Annotated in this window: 19 protein-coding genes and 1 riboswitch; of the genes, 13 read left to right on the top strand and 6 right to left on the bottom strand. The window is 59.3% G+C overall.

Annotation, left to right across the window (positions count from 1 at the left end; genetic code table 11):
- Positions 1 to 108: 108 nt before the first annotated feature.
- Positions 109 to 993 carry a MerR family transcriptional regulator gene (locus tag Q0I19_RS02140; RefSeq protein WP_294758429.1) on the bottom strand — a complete coding sequence of 295 codons (885 nt, stop codon included), beginning with the start codon at positions 991 to 993 and terminating at the stop codon, positions 109 to 111.
- Between the two features lie 140 nt (positions 994 to 1,133).
- On the opposite strand from Q0I19_RS02140, the gene Q0I19_RS02135 reads away from it, so the two are divergent.
- The 13 genes from Q0I19_RS02135 (at position 1,134) to Q0I19_RS02075 (ending at position 14,103) form a co-directional block, all read left to right on the top strand.
- Positions 1,134 to 1,523 (top strand): hypothetical protein, encoded by a 390-nt coding sequence (locus Q0I19_RS02135; protein ID WP_294758430.1) that lies wholly within the window; start codon positions 1,134 to 1,136, stop codon positions 1,521 to 1,523.
- Positions 1,524 to 1,557: 34 nt separating this feature from the next.
- Entirely contained in the window at positions 1,558 to 2,931 is a 1,374-nt protein-coding gene (locus tag Q0I19_RS02130; protein ID WP_294758431.1) for a hypothetical protein, read from the top strand.
- Positions 2,928 to 3,320 (top strand): holo-ACP synthase, encoded by a 393-nt coding sequence (gene acpS, locus Q0I19_RS02125; protein ID WP_294758432.1) that lies wholly within the window; start codon positions 2,928 to 2,930, stop codon positions 3,318 to 3,320. Before Q0I19_RS02130 ends, acpS begins: the two co-directional genes overlap by 4 nt.
- A 52-nt stretch (positions 3,321 to 3,372) precedes the next feature.
- Positions 3,373 to 3,750, top strand: coding sequence for a type II toxin-antitoxin system PemK/MazF family toxin (locus Q0I19_RS02120; protein WP_294758434.1), 378 nt, complete (start codon positions 3,373 to 3,375; stop codon positions 3,748 to 3,750).
- Positions 3,751 to 3,839: 89 nt separating this feature from the next.
- A complete protein-coding gene (locus tag Q0I19_RS02115) occupies positions 3,840 to 4,457 on the top strand; it encodes an epoxyqueuosine reductase QueH (RefSeq protein ID WP_294758436.1) in 618 nt (205 codons plus the stop codon).
- 143 nt (positions 4,458 to 4,600) lie between these two features.
- On the top strand, positions 4,601 to 5,899 hold the full coding sequence (locus tag Q0I19_RS02110; protein WP_294758437.1) for a putative ABC transporter permease: 1,299 nt from the start codon (positions 4,601 to 4,603) through the stop codon (positions 5,897 to 5,899).
- Positions 5,900 to 5,915: 16 nt separating this feature from the next.
- A complete protein-coding gene (locus tag Q0I19_RS02105) occupies positions 5,916 to 7,898 on the top strand; it encodes a BMP family ABC transporter substrate-binding protein (RefSeq protein ID WP_294758439.1) in 1,983 nt (660 codons plus the stop codon).
- The gene (locus Q0I19_RS02100; RefSeq protein WP_294758441.1) at positions 7,895 to 8,551 is read left to right on the top strand and encodes a metallophosphoesterase family protein; all 657 of its coding nucleotides are present in this window, start codon (positions 7,895 to 7,897) and stop codon (positions 8,549 to 8,551) included. Before Q0I19_RS02105 ends, Q0I19_RS02100 begins: the two co-directional genes overlap by 4 nt.
- An 11-nt stretch (positions 8,552 to 8,562) precedes the next feature.
- On the top strand, positions 8,563 to 9,561 hold the full coding sequence (locus Q0I19_RS02095) for an NAD(P)H-dependent glycerol-3-phosphate dehydrogenase (RefSeq protein ID WP_294758442.1): 999 nt from the start codon (positions 8,563 to 8,565) through the stop codon (positions 9,559 to 9,561).
- A gap of 67 nt (positions 9,562 to 9,628) precedes the next feature.
- On the top strand, positions 9,629 to 10,768 hold the full coding sequence (locus Q0I19_RS02090) for an FtsW/RodA/SpoVE family cell cycle protein (RefSeq protein WP_294758444.1): 1,140 nt from the start codon (positions 9,629 to 9,631) through the stop codon (positions 10,766 to 10,768).
- 508 nt (positions 10,769 to 11,276) lie between these two features.
- Positions 11,277 to 12,311, top strand: a complete 1,035-nt coding sequence (locus Q0I19_RS02085; RefSeq protein WP_294758445.1) for an ABC transporter substrate-binding protein — start codon at positions 11,277 to 11,279, stop codon at positions 12,309 to 12,311.
- Positions 12,312 to 12,383: 72 nt separating this feature from the next.
- Positions 12,384 to 13,301, top strand: coding sequence for an ABC transporter permease (locus Q0I19_RS02080; RefSeq protein ID WP_294758447.1), 918 nt, complete (start codon positions 12,384 to 12,386; stop codon positions 13,299 to 13,301).
- Positions 13,294 to 14,103, top strand: coding sequence for an ATP-binding cassette domain-containing protein (locus tag Q0I19_RS02075; protein ID WP_294758449.1), 810 nt, complete (start codon positions 13,294 to 13,296; stop codon positions 14,101 to 14,103). The genes Q0I19_RS02080 and Q0I19_RS02075 overlap by 8 nt, the downstream gene beginning before the upstream one ends.
- A 41-nt stretch (positions 14,104 to 14,144) precedes the next feature.
- Here the strand turns inward: Q0I19_RS02075 and Q0I19_RS02070 are convergent, their stop codons facing one another.
- The 5 genes from Q0I19_RS02070 to Q0I19_RS02050 form a co-directional block, all read right to left on the bottom strand.
- Positions 14,145 to 15,176, bottom strand: coding sequence for an FAD:protein FMN transferase (locus Q0I19_RS02070; protein ID WP_294758451.1), 1,032 nt, complete (start codon positions 15,174 to 15,176; stop codon positions 14,145 to 14,147).
- Positions 15,173 to 15,580: a DUF3783 domain-containing protein gene (locus Q0I19_RS02065; protein WP_294758453.1), complete on the bottom strand. Its 408-nt coding sequence runs from the start codon at positions 15,578 to 15,580 to the stop codon at positions 15,173 to 15,175. Before Q0I19_RS02065 ends, Q0I19_RS02070 begins: the two co-directional genes overlap by 4 nt.
- A 54-nt stretch (positions 15,581 to 15,634) precedes the next feature.
- The gene (secA, locus tag Q0I19_RS02060; protein ID WP_294758454.1) at positions 15,635 to 18,505 is read right to left on the bottom strand and encodes a preprotein translocase subunit SecA; all 2,871 of its coding nucleotides are present in this window, start codon (positions 18,503 to 18,505) and stop codon (positions 15,635 to 15,637) included.
- Between the two features lie 126 nt (positions 18,506 to 18,631).
- Positions 18,632 to 19,282 (bottom strand): HAD family hydrolase, encoded by a 651-nt coding sequence (locus Q0I19_RS02055; RefSeq protein WP_294758456.1) that lies wholly within the window; start codon positions 19,280 to 19,282, stop codon positions 18,632 to 18,634.
- A gap of 12 nt (positions 19,283 to 19,294) precedes the next feature.
- Entirely contained in the window at positions 19,295 to 19,819 is a 525-nt protein-coding gene (locus Q0I19_RS02050) for a QueT transporter family protein (protein ID WP_294758457.1), read from the bottom strand.
- Between the two features lie 6 nt (positions 19,820 to 19,825).
- Positions 19,826 to 19,924, bottom strand: a riboswitch (PreQ1-III riboswitch).
- Positions 19,925 to 19,954 lie beyond the last annotated feature (30 nt).

Genomic DNA, 19,954 nt, shown 5'->3' with positions numbered 1-19,954 from the left:
TTTTCCATAGCATAGTGTGCCAAACTTTTGCAGTTTTAGACCACCGCATATAATGCCTTTGTTACTGCTATTGTCGCATTTTGTCGTAGGTTTGTCAATGTTTATTTATTAGCGTTTGTCGTTGTGGTTGTACAACCAGTAAAAATCGTACACACTCTTGGCGATTGCCACGGCGGCAAAGCCACCCAGCAAAATCCAGCCGTCGGCAGAGTTCAGCATTCCCTGCGAACCCAACCGCAACCCAATCACCAAAAGCAGCAAAATTCCGGGCAGTGCCTTGTGCAGGCTGCGCTGCAAACAGCGGCGGGGGGCAGGCACGGCGGCGTCCGCCTCGCTTGCGCCCACCATTTGGCAGGATATATGCGCCGTAGGCACCCGCATCACGGGGGTGTAGACCACCCGCGCCGTGTACTCGGCGCCGTTCAGGGTAAAGCGCGGGGTCATACTTTCGTGCGTGATGACAATATCCAGATTCTGCTGCTCGGCATAGGCAAACAGCGCCGCGCTGACCTGCTGCGGTGTGCGCACCTCGCTGTCCGGCGTAAAGGAAAACTGTTCCTTGGCAAGCGCGGACGCCACCTTGGCGTAATCCTGCACCCAGCCGGTAAACCAGCCCGCTTGGGCAGGGGCTTCCATCCGGGTCAGGCAGGCATCCACATCCAGCGCATCGGCGCTGCAGCAGTTTTCGTTCAGCTCGCCGCAAAAATCGGCGGCAGCTTTTAAGGTCTCCATGCGATTTTGCAGACGCTGCTTTTGCGCCAGCGCCGCATCTGCCAGCGCGGTCTTGCCCTGCAGAACGTCGCGGATATCCTCCACGGGCATATCCACACTGCGCAAAATGCGGATCAGTTTCAGGGTGCGCATGTTTTCTTCGGTGTATTGGCGGTAGTCGTTCTCCGGGTTTCGGGCGGGGGTAATCAGCCCCGCTTGCTCATAATAGCGGATGTTCCGTTCCGAAATGCCGGATTTTTGTGCTGCTTGTTTGATATTCATAGTGCAGGCACCTCCTTACAGCTTCACTGTACACCCTCCAGCCACTGGAAGGTCAAGCTTTTTTCAAAATAATCATACCATCTTCCTTAAAAATGTGCTATACTGAAGTAAACTATCTATGTAAAGAGGGAAAATGTACTATGTATCAACTTGGTGACAGCAAACTGGAAGTCCGCGAACTGCTGGTAAAGGCGTTCGCCTCCGCCTGGGAGGGCACTGACAAATCCGTAGACCGCGACACTTATATCAACAGCAGCATCCATGTGATCGACTCTCTGCAGGTCGGCCCCGAAATGATTTACGGCGAGGAAGGCCAGGGCCTTTTGGACAGTGAGCTGGATCACCTGCCCGATTTGCTGCGTGCCGACGGCGCCTGGGTCTACTATGAAGTCCCCGCCGAGAATTTCTTTATCCTGACCTGGATGGCCGACCCCGAAAAGGCCAAGGAAAAAATCGAGGTCCTGCGCAAAGAGGAAGCCGACTGCGTAGCCTGTGTAGTCGATCTTGCCCAACAGTGGCAGATCCGATAATCCTACCCCAAAACTTTGACAAAGGAGGTGCAGAATGAACCGCTACCCTGTGTACATCCCGCGGGACGCCGTCCGCCTGCTGCAAACGCTGCGCAATGCCGGGCATACCGCCTATGTTGTGGGCGGCTGTGTGCGGGACAGCCTTTTGGGCCGCACCCCCGGCGACTGGGACATCTGCACCTCTGCCAAGCCGGAGGAAATGCGCCGCCTTTTTGCCGATAAGCAGTTGATTTTGACCGGCGAAAAGCACGGCACCGTGGCAGTCGTGCTGCATGGCAAGCCCTACGAAATGACCACCTACCGGCTGGACGGCGACTACCGCGACCACCGCCACCCCGAAAAGGTGCAGTTTGTGGACGAGCTTTCCCTGGATTTGGCCCGGCGGGACTTTACCATCAACGCCATGGCCTACGCGCCCGGCGGGGAAGTGGTCGATCTATACGGCGGGCAGACTGACCTGAACAACCGTATCATTCGCTGTGTGGGCGACCCGAACGCCCGCTTTGCCGAGGACGCGCTGCGCATTTTGCGCGCCCTGCGCTTTGCCGCACGGTTGGATTTTGTGTTGGACCCCGCCACCGCCGCCGCTGCACTGGCAGCGCGGGATACCCTGCAAACCGTCAGCGCCGAGCGACTGTATACCGAAATCGACGGCCTGTTAAGCGCCCCTTGTGCAGGCAAGGTTTTGGCGCAGTACGGTGAAATTTTAGCCGGGGCCGTGCCGGAGATCCTGCCCTGCATCGGCTGCACGCAGCCCGGAAAATGGCATTGCTGCGATGTCTGGCAGCACTCTGCCCTGGCAGTACAGGCGTTGGATACCCGCGGGCAGGACACCCGCGGTGCCCGCATTTTGTGCTGGGCCGCCTTTTTGCACGACATTGCCAAGCCGCTGTGCCGCAGCGTGGACGCAGACGGTGCCGCACATTTTCGCGGGCATAACCAACGCGGCGGCCTTATGGCCCGCACGATACTGCGCCGCCTGAAAGCCCCCACCTACCTGATAGAGGGTGTCACCGGGCTGGTAGCGATACACGATGCGCCGCTGCCCACCGCCGACCCCGAAATTCTGCGCTGGCTGAACCGCTACGGTGCCGAGTTCTTGCGCCGCCTCTGTGCCTTGAAATACGCCGACCTGGACGCCCACGCCCACACGCCGGATGTAAAAAAAAGGCGTTCGGACGTGCAGATTTTTGAACAGCGTATGCTGCAGCTTTCCAAAAGCGGCTGCTATACCATACGGCAGCTTGCGGTAAACGGCGGGGATTTAATGCAAGCCGGTATGCCCGCCGGGCCGGCCGTTGGCGAAACGCTGAACACCTTATTAAAAGAAGTTATGGACGGGCATCTGCCCAACGAGCGCGAGGCGCTTTTGCAGGCTGTACGCACACAAGCAGGGGGTACGCGATGATTTTTGGCATCGGCATTGATTTGTGCGCCGTGGAACGCATCGAAAAAAGCCTGCAAAAGCCGACGTTTGTCGCCCATGTGTTTGCCCCGCAGGAGCAGGCTCTTTTGCAGGCTCTGCCGCCCAGGCACCGCGCCGAATCCGCCGCTGCCGCCTTTGCCGCCAAGGAGGCCTTTCTCAAGGCGGTGGGGACCGGCCTTGGGGGATTTGCACTCAAAGATTTGGCCGTGCTGCGCAAAACAAGCGGTGCACCGTATTTTGCTTTTTCGGGCACTGCTGCGCACTTTATCGCGCAAAACGGTCTGACGGCACACCTCAGCCTTACCCACGAAAGCGGCCTTGCCGCCGCCTATGTAATTTTAGAGCAAACTTCTGCAGGAACCTGCGATTAAACGCGCCTTCTCTTGCTTATACTAGAGTTGTAAGCGAGAGGAGGCTTTTGTTATGGAAGTTCACCGCGGAGAAGTTTTTTACGCCGACCTCAGCCCGGTGGTCGGTTCCGAGCAGGGCGGCATACGGCCGGTACTTATCATCCAGAACGAGGTCGGCAACCGCCACAGCCCCACCGTGATCGCCGCCGCCATCACCAGCCGCCAGGACAAGAACCGCCTGCCCACGCATATCAGTGTGCGGGCTGACCGCTGCGGCCTTGCCAAGGACAGCATCATTCTGACCGAGCAGATACGCACCCTGGACAAGCGCCGCCTGCGCGAGCGTGCCGGGCGTATCTCGCCGGAGGATATGCGCCGCGTGGACGAAGCGTTGGGCGTTTCGATGGGGCTGGATGCACAGGCTATACACAAAGACAGCGGATATTTCTAAAGCCCTTGTAGGATATTGCCCTTGCATTTTACCGCGGTAAAGTGCATAATTAAGGCAGAACCGAACAATTCTGAAAAAAGGAAGTTCTTATGCCGAACCGCATCAATTACCAGTTGGAAATGGAAAAGGCCATCCGTGCGCTTGACCCCGCGCAGCCCAAGCCGCGCTTGCTGCTGCACGCCTGCTGCGCGCCCTGCTCCAGCGCCACATTGGAACGTCTTATCGAGCATTTTTCCGTAACCGTTTTGTACTACAACCCCAACATCTACCCCCCGCAGGAGTATCACCGCCGTGAGCAGGAGTTAGAGCGCTTTGTAGCACAGGCGGGGTACTTATGCCCTGTGGTCGAACTGCCCTACGACCCGCAGGAATTCTATACAGCCGTAAAGGGGCTGGAGCAGGAGCCGGAAAAAGGGGAGCGCTGCACCGTCTGCTACCGCCTGCGGCTGGAACAGGCAGCGCGCTACGCCGCCGAAAACGGCTTTGACTGGTACTGCTCAACCCTTTCCATCTCCCCAATGAAGGACCCCGTGCGGCTGAATACCATCGGCGCCGAATTGGGCAGGCAGTACGGTGTGCCGTATCTGCCCAGCGAGTTCCGCAAAAAGGACGGCTACAAGCGCAGCTTGCAGCTCAGTGACGAGTACGGCCTGTACCGGCAGGATTACTGCGGCTGCGTTTTCAGCAAGCAGGCGCGCGGTGTCTGACTGCCACGCTTGCCTGACAGTGCTGTTTCTGCTATACTAGAAAGATACCCCGTTTTTACCCGCGCATGTTCCCACACGGGTCTGCGCCATGATGTCAAAGGCAGCACCGCGCATCCGGCGGTATTGCCCCCAAGGAGAATCGTATGGACGTTTATTCGGTCGTATTTCTGTTTTTTGCCTACTCCTTTTTAGGCTGGCTGGGCGAGGTTCTGTACACAGCGGTTGTACACCGCAAATATCAGGATCGCGGCGTTCTCAACGGCCCCTTGTGCATTTTGTACGGCATCGGCGGTTTGCTGGTCACCTTTGCCCTGCACGATCTGCGCGGCGGGTGGTTTTTCAGCCTTGTGTTCGGTGCCGTGTACGCCACCGTCATTGAGTGGATCGCCGGACATATTCTGGAATACGCCAGTAAGACACGCTGGTGGGATTACAGCGACATGCCCTTCAACCTGGACGGTTACGTCTGCCTTGGCGTTTCCGTCTTTTGGGGCATTTTAAGCGTTATCACGCTGAAATGGGGCAACCCGCTGCTGCTGCGCCTGTTCGGGCTGCTGCCGCGCGGTGCGGCCGTCGTCACCCTATGGGTGCTGCTGGTGCTGCTGGCGATCGATGCGGTGGGCACCTTGCTGGCCATGTGCGGTCTGCAATACCGCTGGAAAGCCGGCCGTCGCATCGAAAGCGACCTTGCCAACCTGACCGTCAACGCGGGCATGTGGATTTTGGACAAGGTCGAAAGCCGTATGGCGGGTGCGCACCCCGCACTGAGCTTTCGCCATGTTCAGCGGCAGAAAAGCACCGCCTTTGCCAAGGGCTGCAGCCCGTACAAGATCATTCTGCTGTTTTTTGTGGGCGCGTTTCTGGGCGATATCACCGAGACCATCTTCTGCCGCATCACCGCCGGTTACTGGATGAGCCGTTCCAGCGTGGTCTGGGGGCCGTTTTCCATCGTGTGGGGTCTGGCCATTGCGCTGGTCACTCAGCTTTTGTACCGCTATAAGGATAAGCCCGCCAGCTGGCTGTTTGCGGCGGGTACCCTGCTGGGCGGCGCTTACGAATACCTTTGCAGCGTTTTTACCGAGGTGGTTTTCGGCGCCGTGTTCTGGGATTACAGCGCCATTCCGTTCAACCTGGGCGGGCGCATCAATTTGCTGTACTGCTTTTTCTGGGGCTTTGCCGCCATCGCGTGGTTCAAAATTCTGTACCCACCCATCTCCGCCTGTATTGAACGTTTGCCCCGCCGCTTCGGTACGCTGCTGACCTGGGGGCTGTGCCTGTTTATGGCCGCCGATATGATCGTCAGCTCGGCAGCGCTGGTACGCTACAATGCCCGCCTGCAGGGTGTACCTGCCCAAAACAGCGTGGAAGCCTACTTAGATATCCATTACGACAACGACCGTATGTTTAAGGTGTATCCCAAAGCGGAGCACGTCAACACCTGAAAGGAGCCGATCGCCTATGACCCATGCCGATGCCATGGAGGAATATACAAAAGCCCTGCGAATGGGCCAGCGGGATTACCGCGAAAAGATCCTGCGGGGGCAGTCGCCCTATCTGCCGGTGCTGGATAACATCCTGCAGGGTGCTGCCGGTGTTGACAGCCAGATGCCTCTGGGGTTGGTGGACATACCGATGGATCTGCTCGTCGGCACCAAGACCGAGGGGCGTACAGGGGCCTTTGCCTCCAACTTTATGCCCCTGCTGGATATGAAGTCCGAGTTTGGCACCAAATGGATCAACCTCTGCATCGCCCATGTGGAGGAGGGGATCCGCGACCCCATCCGCTGCTATGAATATATGGGACGTTTCTATGTGCAGGAGGGCAACAAGCGCGTCAGCGTGCTGAAATATTTCGGCGCAGGCAACGTGCCCGGCGTCGTCACCCGTATCCTGCCGCCGTACAGCGATGCCCCTGAAATTCGCCTTTACTACGAGTTTGTGCAGTATTATCCCATCATCAAGACCTACCTTTTGCAGTTTACCAAACCCGGCAGCTTTGCGCGGCTGCAAAAGGCCCTCGGCAAACAGCCCGACGAAGTCTGGAGCGATGACGACCGCGCCGAGATGCTCTCCCTGTACAACTGGGTAGGCAAGGCGTTTGCGGCACACGGCGGTGACCGCCTGCACTGCACCTTGGGCGACGTGCTTTTGCTGCTGCTGCGCGTTTACCCCAAGAAGGAATTGCAGGACAGCACCCCCGCGCAGCTGACCGAAAAACTGGACGCTTTGTGGGACGACGTGCTGGCGCTGCAAAATGATGACCCCGTCACCGTCAGCGATAAGCCCGCCGAACCCGCACCCCAGCAGAACGGACTTTTAAGCCGTCTGCTGCCGGGCATCCGTCCCGCCGGGCCAAGCCACCTCAAGGTCGCCTTTGTGCATGAGCGCACACCCGAAGTCAGCGCCTGGACCAGCCAGCACGAGTTTGGCCGCACCCAGCTGGACACCGTGTTTCCGGGCAAGGTCGAGACGGTGGCCTACTTCAACGCCGTCCCCGGCGAAAACGCCGACGAAATTGTCGAACAGGCCATTGCCGAGGGCGCCGATATGGTATTCACCACCAGCCCCAAGCTGGTGGGGGCATCGCTGCGCAGTGCCGTCAAGCATCCGCAGGTGCGCATCCTCAACTGCTCGATGGAGATGCCCTACGCCAGCATCCGCACCTACTACACCCGCGTGTATGAGGCTAAGTTCATCACGGGTGCCATCGCCGGTGCCATGACTGTGGGGGACCGCATCGGCTATGTGGCCGATTACCCCAGCTTCGGTGTGCCCGCCAACATCAACGCTTTTGCGCTGGGCGCCCGCATGGCGAACCCCCGCGCTAAAATTCAGCTGGAATGGACCTGCCTGCCCGACGCCGAGGAGCCTCTTGTCAAATTTTCCCGAAACGGCATCACGGTCGTTTCCGGGCGCGACGCCCCCATGCCGGGCCGCCCCCAACACGAGTTCGGCACCTTCCTGGTACGCCCCGGCGGCATTTTGCAGGATCTTGCCACGCCGTTCTGGCATTGGGGCCAGTTCTACGAAAACGTTGTGCGCAGCGTGCTGGACGGCGGCTGGCAGCGCGACAAATCCGGCACCGACGGCCGTGCCGTAAACTACTGGTGGGGCATGAACAGCGGCGTTATGGATGTACTGCTCAGCCGCGAGCTGCCGCCCGATGTACAGCATCTGGCGCAGATCCTGCGCACGGGCGTAAGTTCCGGCGTCGTAGATCCCTTTGCCTGCCGCATTACGGCACAGGACGGCACCGTCAAAAACAGCGGCCGCACAGGGCTGGATCTGGAACAGATTGTCCACATGGACTGGTTGTGTGACGCCGTTGAGGGGCATATCCCCGAATATGACGAGCTGGCCGAGGTTTCCCGCCCGATGTACCGTATGCAGGGCATCCACCGCGACCGCCTTCCCGTGGAGAAGGAGGCCGTGGTGCTATGAAGATCCTTGCCATTTCCGACGAAGAATGTAAGGCACTGTGGGACTATATGACCCTCGACAAGATCGCCGGGGTGGAATTGGTGATAGCCTGCGGCGATTTAAGCCGCGCGTATCTTGAATACATAGCCACCATGGTGCCCGCACCTGTGATTTATGTGCACGGCAACCACGACGAAAGCTACGACTTTAACCCGCCGCAGGGGGTCATCTGCATTGATGATGACGTCTATGTCTACCACGGTCTGCGCATTGCGGGGCTGGGCGGCTCCTGCCGATACCGCACCGGTGCATGGCAGTTTACTGAGGCCGAAATGCGCAAGCGGGTCAACCGTCTGCGCGGCAAAATCGACCGCCACGGCGGGCTGGATATCCTTGTGACCCATGCCCCGCTGCACGGCTACGGCGATTTAGGCGACCTGCCCCACCGTGGGTTTACCGTGTTTCATGAGCTGCTGGATCGCTACCAGCCCACTTACATGCTGCATGGGCATGTGCATTTGAACTACGGCAGCATCCCGCGGGAGCACCTATACAACACCACCCGCATCATCAACTGCTACGAGCGCGTCTATCTGGACGTCGAGGAGCCGCAGGTGCGCCCTGCGGTGCGCCATGGCCTGTTTGCGGGCCTGTGGCAGAAATCCGCCAAATAAGGAGATTCCAAATGACCAAAATCGCTGTATTCGGAGCCGGCACCTGGGGCATTGCCCTGGCACGGCTGCTGGCCGCCAACGGCCGCGACGTAACGGTGTGGAGTGCCATTCCCGCCGAGTTGAAGTCCCTGGCAGAGACCCGCCGCCACCCCAACCTGCCCGGCATGGAGCTGCCCGCCGGTATGCACTATACCGCCGATATCGCTGAAGCCTGCACGGGGCGGGACATCCTGCTGTTTGCGGTGCCTTCGCCTTTTGTGCGTGCCACCGCCAAAAAAGCTGCCCCCCACATTGCCGAAGGGCAGATCATTGTGGATGTCGCCAAGGGTGTTGAGGATAAGACCCTGATGACCATGAGCGAGATCATAGAGGACGAGCTGGCCAAGGTGCACCGCACCGCCCGCGTGGTGGCACTGTCCGGCCCCACCCACGCGGAGGAAGTCGCCCGCGACATGCCCACCCTGATCGTGGCAGCCTGCAGCGATACGGACGCTGCCAAAACCGTGCAAAAGGTGTTCAACACCCCCAACTTCCGCGTCTACACCAACACCGACCGCCGCGGCACCGAACTGGGCGGCGCCGTCAAAAACATCATTGCGCTGGCCGTCGGCATCGCGCTGGGGCTTGGCTACGGCGACAACGCCAAGGCAGCCCTGATCACCCGCGGCAACGCCGAGCTGACCCGTCTGGGCCTTGCCATGGGCTGCCGCCCCGAAACCTTTGCCGGGCTGTCCGGCATGGGCGATTTGATCGTAACCTGCACCAGTATGCACAGCCGCAACCTGCACGCGGGTATGTTGATCGGCCGCGGCATGGACCCTGAGGACGCCAAAAAGGAGGTCGGCCAGGTTGTCGAGGGCATCAACGCCCTGCCTGCCGCTTGCCGTTTGGCTGCGCTCTACAAGGTGGAAATGCCCATCGTGCAGAGCGTTGCCTGTATCCTGGACGGCAAACTGGCCGCCCGCGACGCCTTGAACGCCCTGATGAACCGCGACTTAAAACACGAATAACCGCAGAATTATGCCTTGCCGCATAATTCGGTTTCCCCCTGCGTACACTGTGCGCAGGGGGATTTTTATGCGTTCTTATCTTGCGGCGCTGCGCCGCCGTCTGCGCAGCCAGCCCTGTCTAGACCTGCCGTTTTTATGTATTCTGCTGATGCTTTTGTGCCTTGGGCTTTTGATGCTGTTTTCAGCCGGGTATGCGGTGGCACTCTACCGACGGGGCGATGCCTACACTTACATTCGCCCCCAGCTGCTGTTTGCCGCCTTGGGGCTGGCAGCCATGTACGCCGCCAGTCTGGTGGATTACCACATCTGGCACAAGCTGGCTTGGCCTGTCATGGGGCTGTCGCTGCTGCTGTTGGTCGTCGTGCTGTTTATGCCGGAATATAACGGCTGCAAGCGGTGGATCGTATTGCCGGGGCTTGGCACCCTGCAGCCCAGCGAGATCGCCAAATTTGCCGTGGTGCTGGTGTTTTCGCACATCATATCGTTAAATCACGACCGGATGCAGGGCTTTGCGGCGGGCGTTCTGCCCTTTGGCATCCTTTTGGGGTTGGTGGCGGTGCTGATGCTGCTGGAGCCGCATCTTTCGGGTACGCTGCTGATTTTATCCATCGGCGCTGTGCTGATGTTTGTCGGCGGCACGGGTCTGCGCTGGTTCGCCTTGGCGGGCGGGCTGGGGCTGGGAACGATCTTTGCGGCGGTGCTGGCACTGCCGCAGCTGGTGCCCTATGCCGCAGACAGACTTTCCACCTGGCGTGACCCCTTTGCTGACCCCTTGGGGGAGGGGCACCAGACGATACAAAGCCTGTATGCCATTGCCAGCGGCGGCGTGGCAGGGCTTGGCCTTGGCAACAGCCGCCAAAAATACCTGTATGTGCCGGAGCCGCAAAACGACTTTATCTTTTCCATCCTGTGCGAGGAACTTGGCTTCATCGGTGCCGCCCTTGTGATCTTTCTGTTTTTGCTGCTGCTTTTGCGCGGCATTACGCTGGCGGTGCGCGCGCGGGATAAATTCGGCGCGCTGCTGGTGGTGGGCTTTGTTGTGCAGGTGGTATTGCAGGCGATTCTGAACATCGCCGTAGTCACCAACACCATCCCCAACACCGGCATCAGCCTGCCGTTTTTTTCCTCCGGCGGCACCAGCTTGCTGATGCTATTGGGGGAGATGGGCATTGTGCTTTCGGTATCGCGCCAAACGGACACGGTATAGCAGCAATTTTATATGCACGATGTATCGTCCTAAATTCAAATTTCTATAAAAATTTCGCAAAAACCGTTGACAAACCGTGCCCGCTGTGGTATAAATGCTTTAAACCAATGAAGTGAAAGTAAAGCTCCAAGCGCAGTCACAGAGAGCCCCCTTTGCTGGGAACGGGGTACAAAGCGGTGCAGCATAATGGTTCACGGAGGGCACGGGGAAACAGGCGCAAGCCTTGAGTATCCGTTGACGGGTCGCTCCCGTTACAGGGCAGGGGAATGTTGGTTCCCTACAAAGTGGCTGTGCTGTAATGGCACGGCAAGCAAGGTGGCACCACAGATTTTTATCTGCCCTTGCACAGAGGTATTTCTGTGCAAGGGCAGTTTTGTTTTTGCACGCGATATTGAGGGGAGCAAGTATCCATGAAAAATCTGCTGTTAAAGGAACGATGGCAACGCTTTTTTATAAAACACACCGACCGACCACCCGAAACTGATTAAAAAACAAGGAGATTGTTATTATGAAAAAGTTTGTTGCTGTTATGTCCGCCGCCGCTATGCTCGCTTCTTTGACCGCCTGCGGTTCTGCCGATTCCACCGCCGTTTCCTCCGCTGCCGCTTCCTCTGCACCCGCCGCCTCGTCGGAAGCCGCCGACCCCGCCGCCAAGAGCTACCGCATCGCCGTGGTTCAGCAGCTGGATCACGCCAGCCTTGACCAGATCCGCACCGCCATCGAGGCAGAGCTGGACGCCAAGGCCGCCGAGAAGGGCATTACCATTGAATACAAGGACTTTAACGGCCAGAACGACGCCACCACGCTGAACCAGATTGGCACGCAGGTCGTTTCCGATAAGTACGACGCCGTCATTCCCATTGCCACCCTGGCAGCCCAGTGCATGGCCACCGCCTGCGCCGACAGCAAGACCCCCGTCATCTACGCCGCCATCTCTGACCCCGCCGCTGCCGATCTGACCGATATTGACTACGTCACCGGCACCTCCGATGCGCTGAACACCGAGTCTATCATGAACATGATGTTCGCGGTCAACCCCGACATCAAGACCGTCGGTCTTTTGTACTCCAACTCCGAGGCAAACTCCCAGACCCCCATTGCCGAAGCAAAAGCCTATCTGGACAGCAAGGGCATTGCCTACGTTGAAAAGACCGGCAACACCAACGACGAAATCATGACTGCCGCCGCCAGCCTGGTCGGGCAGGTCGACGCCGTCTTTACCCCCACCGACAACGTAGTCATGGCTGCCGCTGCCGCTGTCTCCGACACGCTGACCAAGGGCGGCATCCCGTTCTACACCGGGGCTGACAGCTTCGTGACCGCCGGTGCCTTTGCCACCTGCGGCGTCAACTACACCGACCTTGGCACCTACACCGCCGATATGGCGCTCGACATTCTGGAAACCGACACCGTGCCCGCCTACCACGTCATGGACGGCGGCATCATCACCGTCAACACCGAAACCGCCGCCGCCCTGGGCGTTGACTACGCCGCCTTCAACGATCTGGCCGGTCAGGTCGTAGAGGTCACCACCGCCGAATAACCCCGCCGACAGATAAGGGGCATCTGCCCCTTATCTGTTTGTCGTATCACACCATAGGAAGGATGTCCCTGTATGTTTACCGCTGCCACAGTCCTCAGCGCGCTGGAGCTGGGTTTTATCTACGCTTTGGTCGCCATGGCGTTGTTTTTGAGCTTTCGCATCCTCAACATCGCCGATATGACTACCGACGGAGCCTTCACCTTAGGCTGCGCCGTTTCCGCCACTGCCGCCGTGGCAGGGCACCCCTTTTTGGGGCTGCCGCTGGCTATGCTAGCCGGCGCTGCCGCCGGTTTTGTCACTGCCTTTTTGCAGACCAGGCTGGGCGTACCCTCCATTCTGGCGGGCATTGTGACCAACACCGGGCTGTACACCGTAAACCTTGCCGTCATGGGATTTTCCTCCAACGTTCCTATGCTGAAAACCCAAACCGTTTTCACCGCCGTGCAGGCGCTGGCAGGGGAGGGCTTTCCCTACAAACTGGTCGTCGCAGCGTGCATTACCGTGGTCGTTTGCGCCCTGCTGATTTTCTTCCTTGGCACGCGGCTGGGGCTTTCCATCCGCGCCACAGGCGACAACCCCGATATGGTGCGCGCCTCCTCCATCAACACGGCATTCACCATCACCGTGGGGCTGTGCATTGCCAACGCCATGACTGCGCTTTCCGGTGCAGTGCTGGCACAGTACCAGCGCTCGGCAGACATCAATTTAGGCACCGGTATGGTGGTCATCGGCCTTGCCTCGCTGATCATCGGTGAGACACTGTTCAGCCGCGGCAGCATGTGGACCAAGGCGCTGGCGGCTGTGGCGGGCAGCGTCATCTACCGCTTTATCATCGCTTTAGCGCTGCGTGCCAACGTCCCGTCCGAGTGCTTAAAGCTGATTTCCGCCATCATCGTGGCCTTGGCCATTGCCGCCCCGGCGCTGCGCAGCAAGGCAGCCCTGAACCGCCGCCGCGCCAAAAACCGCAAGGAGGATGCCCGCCATGCTTGAGCTGCAAAACGTAAGCAAGACCTTTAACCCCGGCACCGTCAACGAAAAGCTGGCGCTGGATCACGTCGATCTGCACTTGGAGCCGGGCGATTTTGCCACCATCGTCGGCTCCAACGGCGCAGGCAAATCCACGCTGTTCAACGCCATCGCGGGCGAATTTATCGCTGATTCCGGGCACATCACGCTGGACGGGCAGGACATCACCTTTTTGCCGGATTACCGCCGTTCCAAGCAGGTGGGGCGTATGTTCCAGGACCCTCTGCGCGGCACCGCGCCCCACATGACCATTGAGGAAAATCTGGCGCTTGCCTACCTTCGCGCCTCGCACCGCAGCGGCACGTTTTCCCGCATTTCCCGCGCCGACCGCCAGCTTTTTGCCGAAAAGCTGTCGGCTCTGGGCCTTGGGTTGGAGGATCGCATGAAACAGCCTGTCGGGCTACTTTCGGGCGGGCAGCGTCAGGCGCTGACCCTTTTGATGGCCACGCTGGTCACCCCCAAGCTGCTGCTTCTGGACGAGCACACCGCCGCACTGGACCCCGCCACCGCCGACAAGGTGCTGGAGCTTACGAAAAAGATCGTGGCGGAAAACCACATCACCTGCCTGATGATCACCCACAACATGCACGACGCGCTGACCTTAGGCAACCGCACCCTGATGATGGACCATGGCCGCATTGTGCTGGATATTGCGGGGCAGGAGCGCGAGCACACCACCGTGGACGGCCTTTTGCAGCGCTTTGCCGAAAACGTCGGCCGCGCACTCGACAATGACCGCATCCTGCTAAGCACCGAAACGCAATAAAAAAAGAGCCGGGAACCTTGCCAAAAGGTTCCCGGCTTTTCTTATTGCGCGTTCTTTCCCGTCCAACCGCTGCTTTGCCGCAGCGTACCGTCCGCGTACATCCAAAGCGCCCCCATGGTGTCGGCGTGTTGTTCCGCCAAAGCTTCGCTTTGCTCGGTCGGCAGGCAGAACAGCGCCGTGGACCAGGCATCGCCCCAGCCGGTATCGGGGTGCGTGTACACCGCCGTGCTGCTGTAATAGGTCGCCGGCCAGCCGGTGGTCAGGTCGATCAAGTGCGCATACCGCACGCCGTTGTAGGTGAAATACCGCTGGTAATCTCCGCTGACGATCAGCGAATCCCCCTTGTGCAGTTCGACCGTTTGCAGGTACTGCGGGCTGTCGCCCCACGGGTTTTCCACACCCACGCGCCAGGCGCTGCCGTCGGGCTTATCCCCGATACTATACACATTGCCGCCGACATTCAGCAGGGCATTCTGCATACCGCGCTGCGCGGCCTCTTGCCCGACCTGTACGGCGGCATAGCCCTTTGCCACCGCGCCCACGTCCAGCTGCATCGCCGCATCGGCAAAATATACCGTGTGGTTTTCGGCATCCAGCAAGAGATTTCCGGCATCGCAGTGCTGCAGGGCTTCGTCAATGGCAGACTGCGCGGGCGGGGCAGGGGAGTCACTCTCGCGGGCGTCGTGCCACAGGCGCAGCACCGCACCGGCGGCGGGGTTCACCGCGCCATTTGTGGCGGTGTACACATCCTTGCACGCCCACTGCAAAAAGTCGAACAGCTCCGGCTCCACCTGCACAGGGGCATCGGCGGCGCAGCGGTTGACGGTATACAGGTTGGTCAGCCCGTCATAAGCGTTGTAGATATCCAGCTGTTCGTGCAGGTGCAAAAGGTCCGCGTGCAGGGCATCCGCCTGTTCGTTCCATTCCTGCTCGCTTACCGCATAGCCCTGAACGGTAGTCACGGTATCAAATACATCAAACCACGTTGCCGTGTACATTTTTTGCCGCGGGGCACAGGCGGTCAGCGGCAGTAGGGTCAGGGCCAAACCGCCCGCCAACAGCTTGCGGGTCATTGTACAGCCTTTCCGTTTACGGCATCATGCTCGCGCGCAAGCTCCGTCAGCAGCTCGGCCAGTGTCCAGTTTTTGTTGGTGGGGGTCACCATGCAGCGCACGGGCACGGCAAAGCCTGCCGTTTTCAAGGTATCCAGAAAGGCAGAAAGTTCGCCGTTGTCGTGGCGCAGCCCGCTGATGACCATCGTCGGGGTGTCGGGCACGGCAATCAGCGGCGCGGCGTCGGGGGCAGGGCGTCCCGCGCATAAATTTCCCACAAGGCCGCCCAAATCGCCGTCTGCCACGCAGCGCAGCTTGACCTTATTGGCACGGGCGATGCGCTGCAGGGCGTCATAGCCGGGGGTATCAGTTCCCACGCGCCACAATAAAATGCAGCGTGGGTCGCGTACAATATGTGCTTTCATTCAAAAAACCTCTTTGCAAAAAGCGCCGCCTGTTTGGGCGGCGCTTTGGGTGTTTTACAGGTCAGGGTGATATTCTTTGCAGGTGCATTTCTTCCACTTCAGACCGCTGCCGCAGGGGCAGGGGTCATTGCGTCCGATCTTGGTCACGCGCACGGGGGCGGCACCCTTAGCACCGGGCTGGGTGGGGGCACCCTCACCGGTGGGCTTGGCCACCTGCTCGCGCTTAGGCTCAGCGTTCTGCTGGCGAACCTCAATGGTCAGCAGCATGTGGACGGCGTCCTCGCGGATGGAGTCGATCATCTCGTCAAACATGGCAAAGCCTTCCAGGCGGTATTCCACCACGGGATCATGCTGGCCGTAGCCGCGCAGACCCATGCCCTGCTTGAGCTGATCCATGTTGTCGATATGTTCCATCCACTTGGAGTCCACGTTGCGCAGCAGGCAGATGCGTTCCAGCTCGCGCATGGTGGCAGCACCGTACTTGGCCTCTTTGGCGGTCAAAATTTCCATGCCGCGCTTGTACAGTTCGTCGGCAATGCCCTCACGGGTGACATCGTTCAGCTGCTCAGTGGTGTAGTTAAAGTCGCTGGGCAGGCACAGCCAGTTCATAAAGTGGCGGCGCAGACCGGCAAAATCCCAATCGTCGGGGGTCTCGCCGTTCAGGTAGTTGCCGCAGGCATCGTCAATGGACTGGCGCATCATCTCGTGCAGCTTGCCGCTGATATCCTCGCCGTCCAGCACCATCTGGCGCTGCTTGTAGATGATCTCGCGCTGCTGGTTCATAACATCGTCGTACTGCAGCACCTGTTTACGGATGGCAAAGTTGGAGGCTTCCAGCTTTTTCTGGGCGCTCTCGATGGTGTTGGTGATCAGCTTGTTTTCAATGGGCATGTCTTCTTCCAGGCCCAGGGTATCCATCAGGCCCTGCACACGCTCACCGCCGAAAATGCGCATCAGATCGTCCTCCAGGCTCAGGAAGAAGCGGGAAGCACCGGGATCGCCCTGACGTCCGGCACGGCCGCGCAGCTGGTTGTCGATACGGCGGCTCTCGTGGCGCTCGGTACCGATGATAAACAAACCGCCCGCCTCACGCACGGCAGCAGCCTCGCGCTTGACCTCCGGCTCATATTCGGCGCACAGCGCATCAAAACGGCTGCGGGCATGCAGAATTTCCTTGTCCTCGGTGTCGGCGTGGCCGTCGCACTCGGCAAGCAGGCGCTCCAGCTTGGACTCCATATCCAGCTCCGGCGGGGTGGGCAGCTCGGTGCCGGCAGCCTTGGCGCGCGCCTTGGCGTGTTCGTATTCGTCCTTGACGGCGGCAAATTCCTGCGTCAGGTCGTGCGCCAATTCCTTGCGCAGCGCCGCCTTGGCCATATAGGAAACATTGCCGCCCAGCATGATATCGGTACCACGGCCTGCCATATTAGTGGCAATGGTCACAGCGCCCTGCTTGCCGGCCTGCGCCACGATCTCCGCCTCGCGCTCATGCTGCTTGGCGTTCAGCACATTATGCTCAATGCCGCGCTTTTTCAGCAGCTTGGACAACGCCTCGCTCTTTTCCACGCTGACGGTGCCGACCAGCACCGGTTGCCCCTTGGCATGGCACTCGGCCACCTGTTCAATGACGGCGTTGTACTTGCCGTTCACGGTTTTATACACGCTGTCGGGCAGGTCCTTGCGCGCCTTGGGCTTGTTGGTGGGGATGCTGACGATCTGCAAGCCGTAAATCTCGCTGAATTCGTCCGCCTCGGTGGACGCCGTACCGGTCATGCCGGACAGCTTGTCGTACATACGGAAATAATTCTGGAAGGTAACGGTCGCCAGCGTCTTGCTTTCGGCGGCAACGGTCACGCCCTCTTTTGCTTCAATCGCCTGATGCAGACCCTCGTTGAAGCGGCGGCCGTACATCAAGCGGCCGGTAAACTCATCCACGATGATGACCTCGCCGTCCTTGACGATGTAGTCAATATCGCGGTGCATAACGCCGCGCGCCTTGATAGCGCCGTCAATATAATGGCGCAGCGACATATTGTCGGCATCGGCCAGGTTTTCGACACCGAAGAACGCTTCCGCCTTCTGCACGCCGCTCTCGGTCAGGGTGGCAGTCTTGCGCTTTTCGTCCACAACATAGTCGCCGTCGACCTGCTCCTCGGCAGAGACCTTGTCGTCCAGCTCTACGATAACGCTCTTTTTCAGGGTCTTGGCAAAGTCATCCGCGCGCTTGTACATAGCGCTGGAATCCTCGCCCTTGCCGCTGATGATCAAGGGGGTGCGCGCCTCGTCGATCAGGATGGAGTCCACCTCGTCCACGATGGCAAAGGCGTGGCCGCGCTGCACCATATTGGCCTTGTACACCACCATATTGTCGCGCAGGTAGTCAAAGCCGAACTCGTTGTTGGTGCCGTAGGTGACATCCGCCTCATACGCCTTTTTGCGGTCGGTGGATTCAACACCGTGCACCACCAGACCCACGCTCAGCCCCAGAAAACGGTACACCTTGCCCATCCATTCGCTGTCGCGGCGGGCCAGATAGTCGTTGACGGTGACAACGTGCACACCGCGTCCGGTCAGGGCGTTCAGGTAGACGGGCATGGTGGCCACCAGCGTCTTGCCTTCACCTGTCTGCATTTCGGCAATGCAGGCGCGGTGCAGCACAATGCCGCCGATGATCTGCACGGGGTAGGGCTTCATGCCCAGCACGCGCCAGTCGGCCTCACGGCAAACGGCAAAAGCCTCCGGCAGCAGGTCGTCCAGCGTTTCGCCCTTGGCCAGACGCTCCTTGAACTCGGCAGTCTTGGCTTTCAGCTCGTCGTCGGACAGCTTCTGCATCTCAGGCTCCAAAGCCAAAACCTTGTCCTTCAACGGGGCAATGCGTTTCAGCTCCTTGTCGGAAAAGGTACCAAACAGTTTTTCAAAAAAAGACATAAGTGATCCCCTGTATTTTCCGCCGCCCGTTTCCGGGGGCTTGATTTACACACTTGCATATTATAATAATACACCCGCACGGGGTATGCTGTCAAATCCTGTGCGGGTGTAATGTGAAATTTCTTTCTATTTTCCCTGTAAAATTCGGTCGGCAGCCTGGCGCAGCCCCGGAAAAACCGGCGCGCCGGTGGTTTGCAGCGTTTCGGGCGGTTGGTGACCCGCGCTTTGCAGCACACACTGCACGCCCAACGCCTGCGCCACCTCAAAGTCATGCACCGAATCCCCGATCATCACGGTCTTGGCGGCATCGATGCCGCTTTCTCGCATAAACGCAAGGCCGACCTCGACCTTGCTCTTGGCGTAAATATCGCCCAGCCCCAGCAGGCGGTCAAAATAGGGCAGAACCCCACGCTCGCGCACCTGCCGTTCCAGCGTGGTCACCGGGCTGGCGGACAAGATCACCTGCCGCACCCCCGCGGCGCGAAACGCCTCCAGCGCATACAGGGCGCCGTCCGCCAAGGGGCAGCTTTCGCTGGCGGGGATGTAGTCCTGCATATAGCTTTCGGCCAGTTCGGCAAAGCTGTGGCGGGCAAAATCAAACCCGGCACGGCGGTAATAGTCCTCGATCGGAAAACCAAAAACCGCCCGGTACTGCTCGCGGGTGTACTGCTGCGGATAGCCGAACCTTGCCAAAAGACGGTTGAGCGCGTCCTGGCACAGGGCCACATCATCCAGCAAAGTACCGTTCCAATCCCACAAAATCAGTTCCGGGCGCATAGAAGTAACCTCTTATTTTTCTGTAAAGATGCGTTTTAAGCCTTCGTTGGATTCCACCAGCTTGACCAGAGCAACGCCCACGACCGTGCAGCTTATGATCTCCCCGATGCCCACTGCCACGGCATTGAAGGCAGCCAGCGCCACAGTGGGCGCCGCATCGGAGAAGAAGAAGGTGATCTCAAACGCACCGACGATCAGCATATTAAAAACAACAGGCGGCAGCGAGGCCGGGATCGCCAGCCCCTTCACGCGCACATCGCGCAGCTTGTAGGTGACAAGGCATGCCAGCAGGGTCGCCAGCGTGCCAAACACCACGTCAATGACCGTGGAGCCCAGCAAGTTTGCCAAAAAGCAGCCCAGCGTCACGCCGACGATATACTCGGCGCCAAAGACGGGCAGCAGGCAAAGGGCTTCGGCAATGCGCACCTGCACAGCACCATAACTGAACGGCGCCAAAGCCAGACACAGCACGACATACACAGCAGCAATTACGGCGCAGCGCACCAGCCGCATGACGGACAGTTTGTTTGTTTTCATACAATACTCCGGCGGAATAGATTTTGACCGCACGCAAGACCGCCAGCCTCGCGTCGGTTTGCGCCGCACCCAAAGCGCGGCGGAGCCTAAAATCCTAAGTTGCTCAACAAATTCTTATTATAACAAAAGCAGCGT

It is taken from the genome of uncultured Gemmiger sp. (assembly GCF_934561205.1).
In the GTDB taxonomy this organism is placed as follows: Bacteria; Bacillota; Clostridia; order Oscillospirales; family Ruminococcaceae; genus Gemmiger.
The sequence above is the reverse complement of the archived record's forward strand: the minus strand, read 5'-3'. Positions and strand labels throughout refer to the sequence as shown.

Bases quoted from the DNA above. Each gene is read 5' to 3' on its own strand.
- Q0I19_RS02110 (WP_294758437.1), top strand. From the start codon at position 4,601: ATGGACGTTTATTCGGTCGTATTTCTGTTTTTTGCCTACTCCTTTTTA.
- Q0I19_RS02065 (WP_294758453.1), bottom strand. From the start codon at position 15,580: ATGAAAGCACATATTGTACGCGACCCACGCTGCATTTTATTGTGGCGC.
- Q0I19_RS02090 (WP_294758444.1), top strand. From the start codon at position 9,629: ATGCGTTCTTATCTTGCGGCGCTGCGCCGCCGTCTGCGCAGCCAGCCC.
- Q0I19_RS02085 (WP_294758445.1), top strand. From the start codon at position 11,277: ATGAAAAAGTTTGTTGCTGTTATGTCCGCCGCCGCTATGCTCGCTTCT.
- Q0I19_RS02080 (WP_294758447.1), top strand. From the start codon at position 12,384: ATGTTTACCGCTGCCACAGTCCTCAGCGCGCTGGAGCTGGGTTTTATC.
- Q0I19_RS02050 (WP_294758457.1), bottom strand. From the start codon at position 19,819: ATGAAAACAAACAAACTGTCCGTCATGCGGCTGGTGCGCTGCGCCGTA.
- secA (WP_294758454.1), bottom strand. From the start codon at position 18,505: ATGTCTTTTTTTGAAAAACTGTTTGGTACCTTTTCCGACAAGGAGCTG.
- Q0I19_RS02120 (WP_294758434.1), top strand. From the start codon at position 3,373: ATGGAAGTTCACCGCGGAGAAGTTTTTTACGCCGACCTCAGCCCGGTG.
- acpS (WP_294758432.1), top strand. From the start codon at position 2,928: ATGATTTTTGGCATCGGCATTGATTTGTGCGCCGTGGAACGCATCGAA.
- Q0I19_RS02105 (WP_294758439.1), top strand. From the start codon at position 5,916: ATGACCCATGCCGATGCCATGGAGGAATATACAAAAGCCCTGCGAATG.
- Q0I19_RS02070 (WP_294758451.1), bottom strand. From the start codon at position 15,176: ATGACCCGCAAGCTGTTGGCGGGCGGTTTGGCCCTGACCCTACTGCCG.
- Q0I19_RS02140 (WP_294758429.1), bottom strand. From the start codon at position 993: ATGAATATCAAACAAGCAGCACAAAAATCCGGCATTTCGGAACGGAAC.
- Q0I19_RS02095 (WP_294758442.1), top strand. From the start codon at position 8,563: ATGACCAAAATCGCTGTATTCGGAGCCGGCACCTGGGGCATTGCCCTG.
- Q0I19_RS02075 (WP_294758449.1), top strand. From the start codon at position 13,294: ATGCTTGAGCTGCAAAACGTAAGCAAGACCTTTAACCCCGGCACCGTC.
- Q0I19_RS02130 (WP_294758431.1), top strand. From the start codon at position 1,558: ATGAACCGCTACCCTGTGTACATCCCGCGGGACGCCGTCCGCCTGCTG.
- Q0I19_RS02115 (WP_294758436.1), top strand. From the start codon at position 3,840: ATGCCGAACCGCATCAATTACCAGTTGGAAATGGAAAAGGCCATCCGT.
- Q0I19_RS02135 (WP_294758430.1), top strand. From the start codon at position 1,134: ATGTATCAACTTGGTGACAGCAAACTGGAAGTCCGCGAACTGCTGGTA.
- Q0I19_RS02055 (WP_294758456.1), bottom strand. From the start codon at position 19,282: ATGCGCCCGGAACTGATTTTGTGGGATTGGAACGGTACTTTGCTGGAT.
- Q0I19_RS02100 (WP_294758441.1), top strand. From the start codon at position 7,895: ATGAAGATCCTTGCCATTTCCGACGAAGAATGTAAGGCACTGTGGGAC.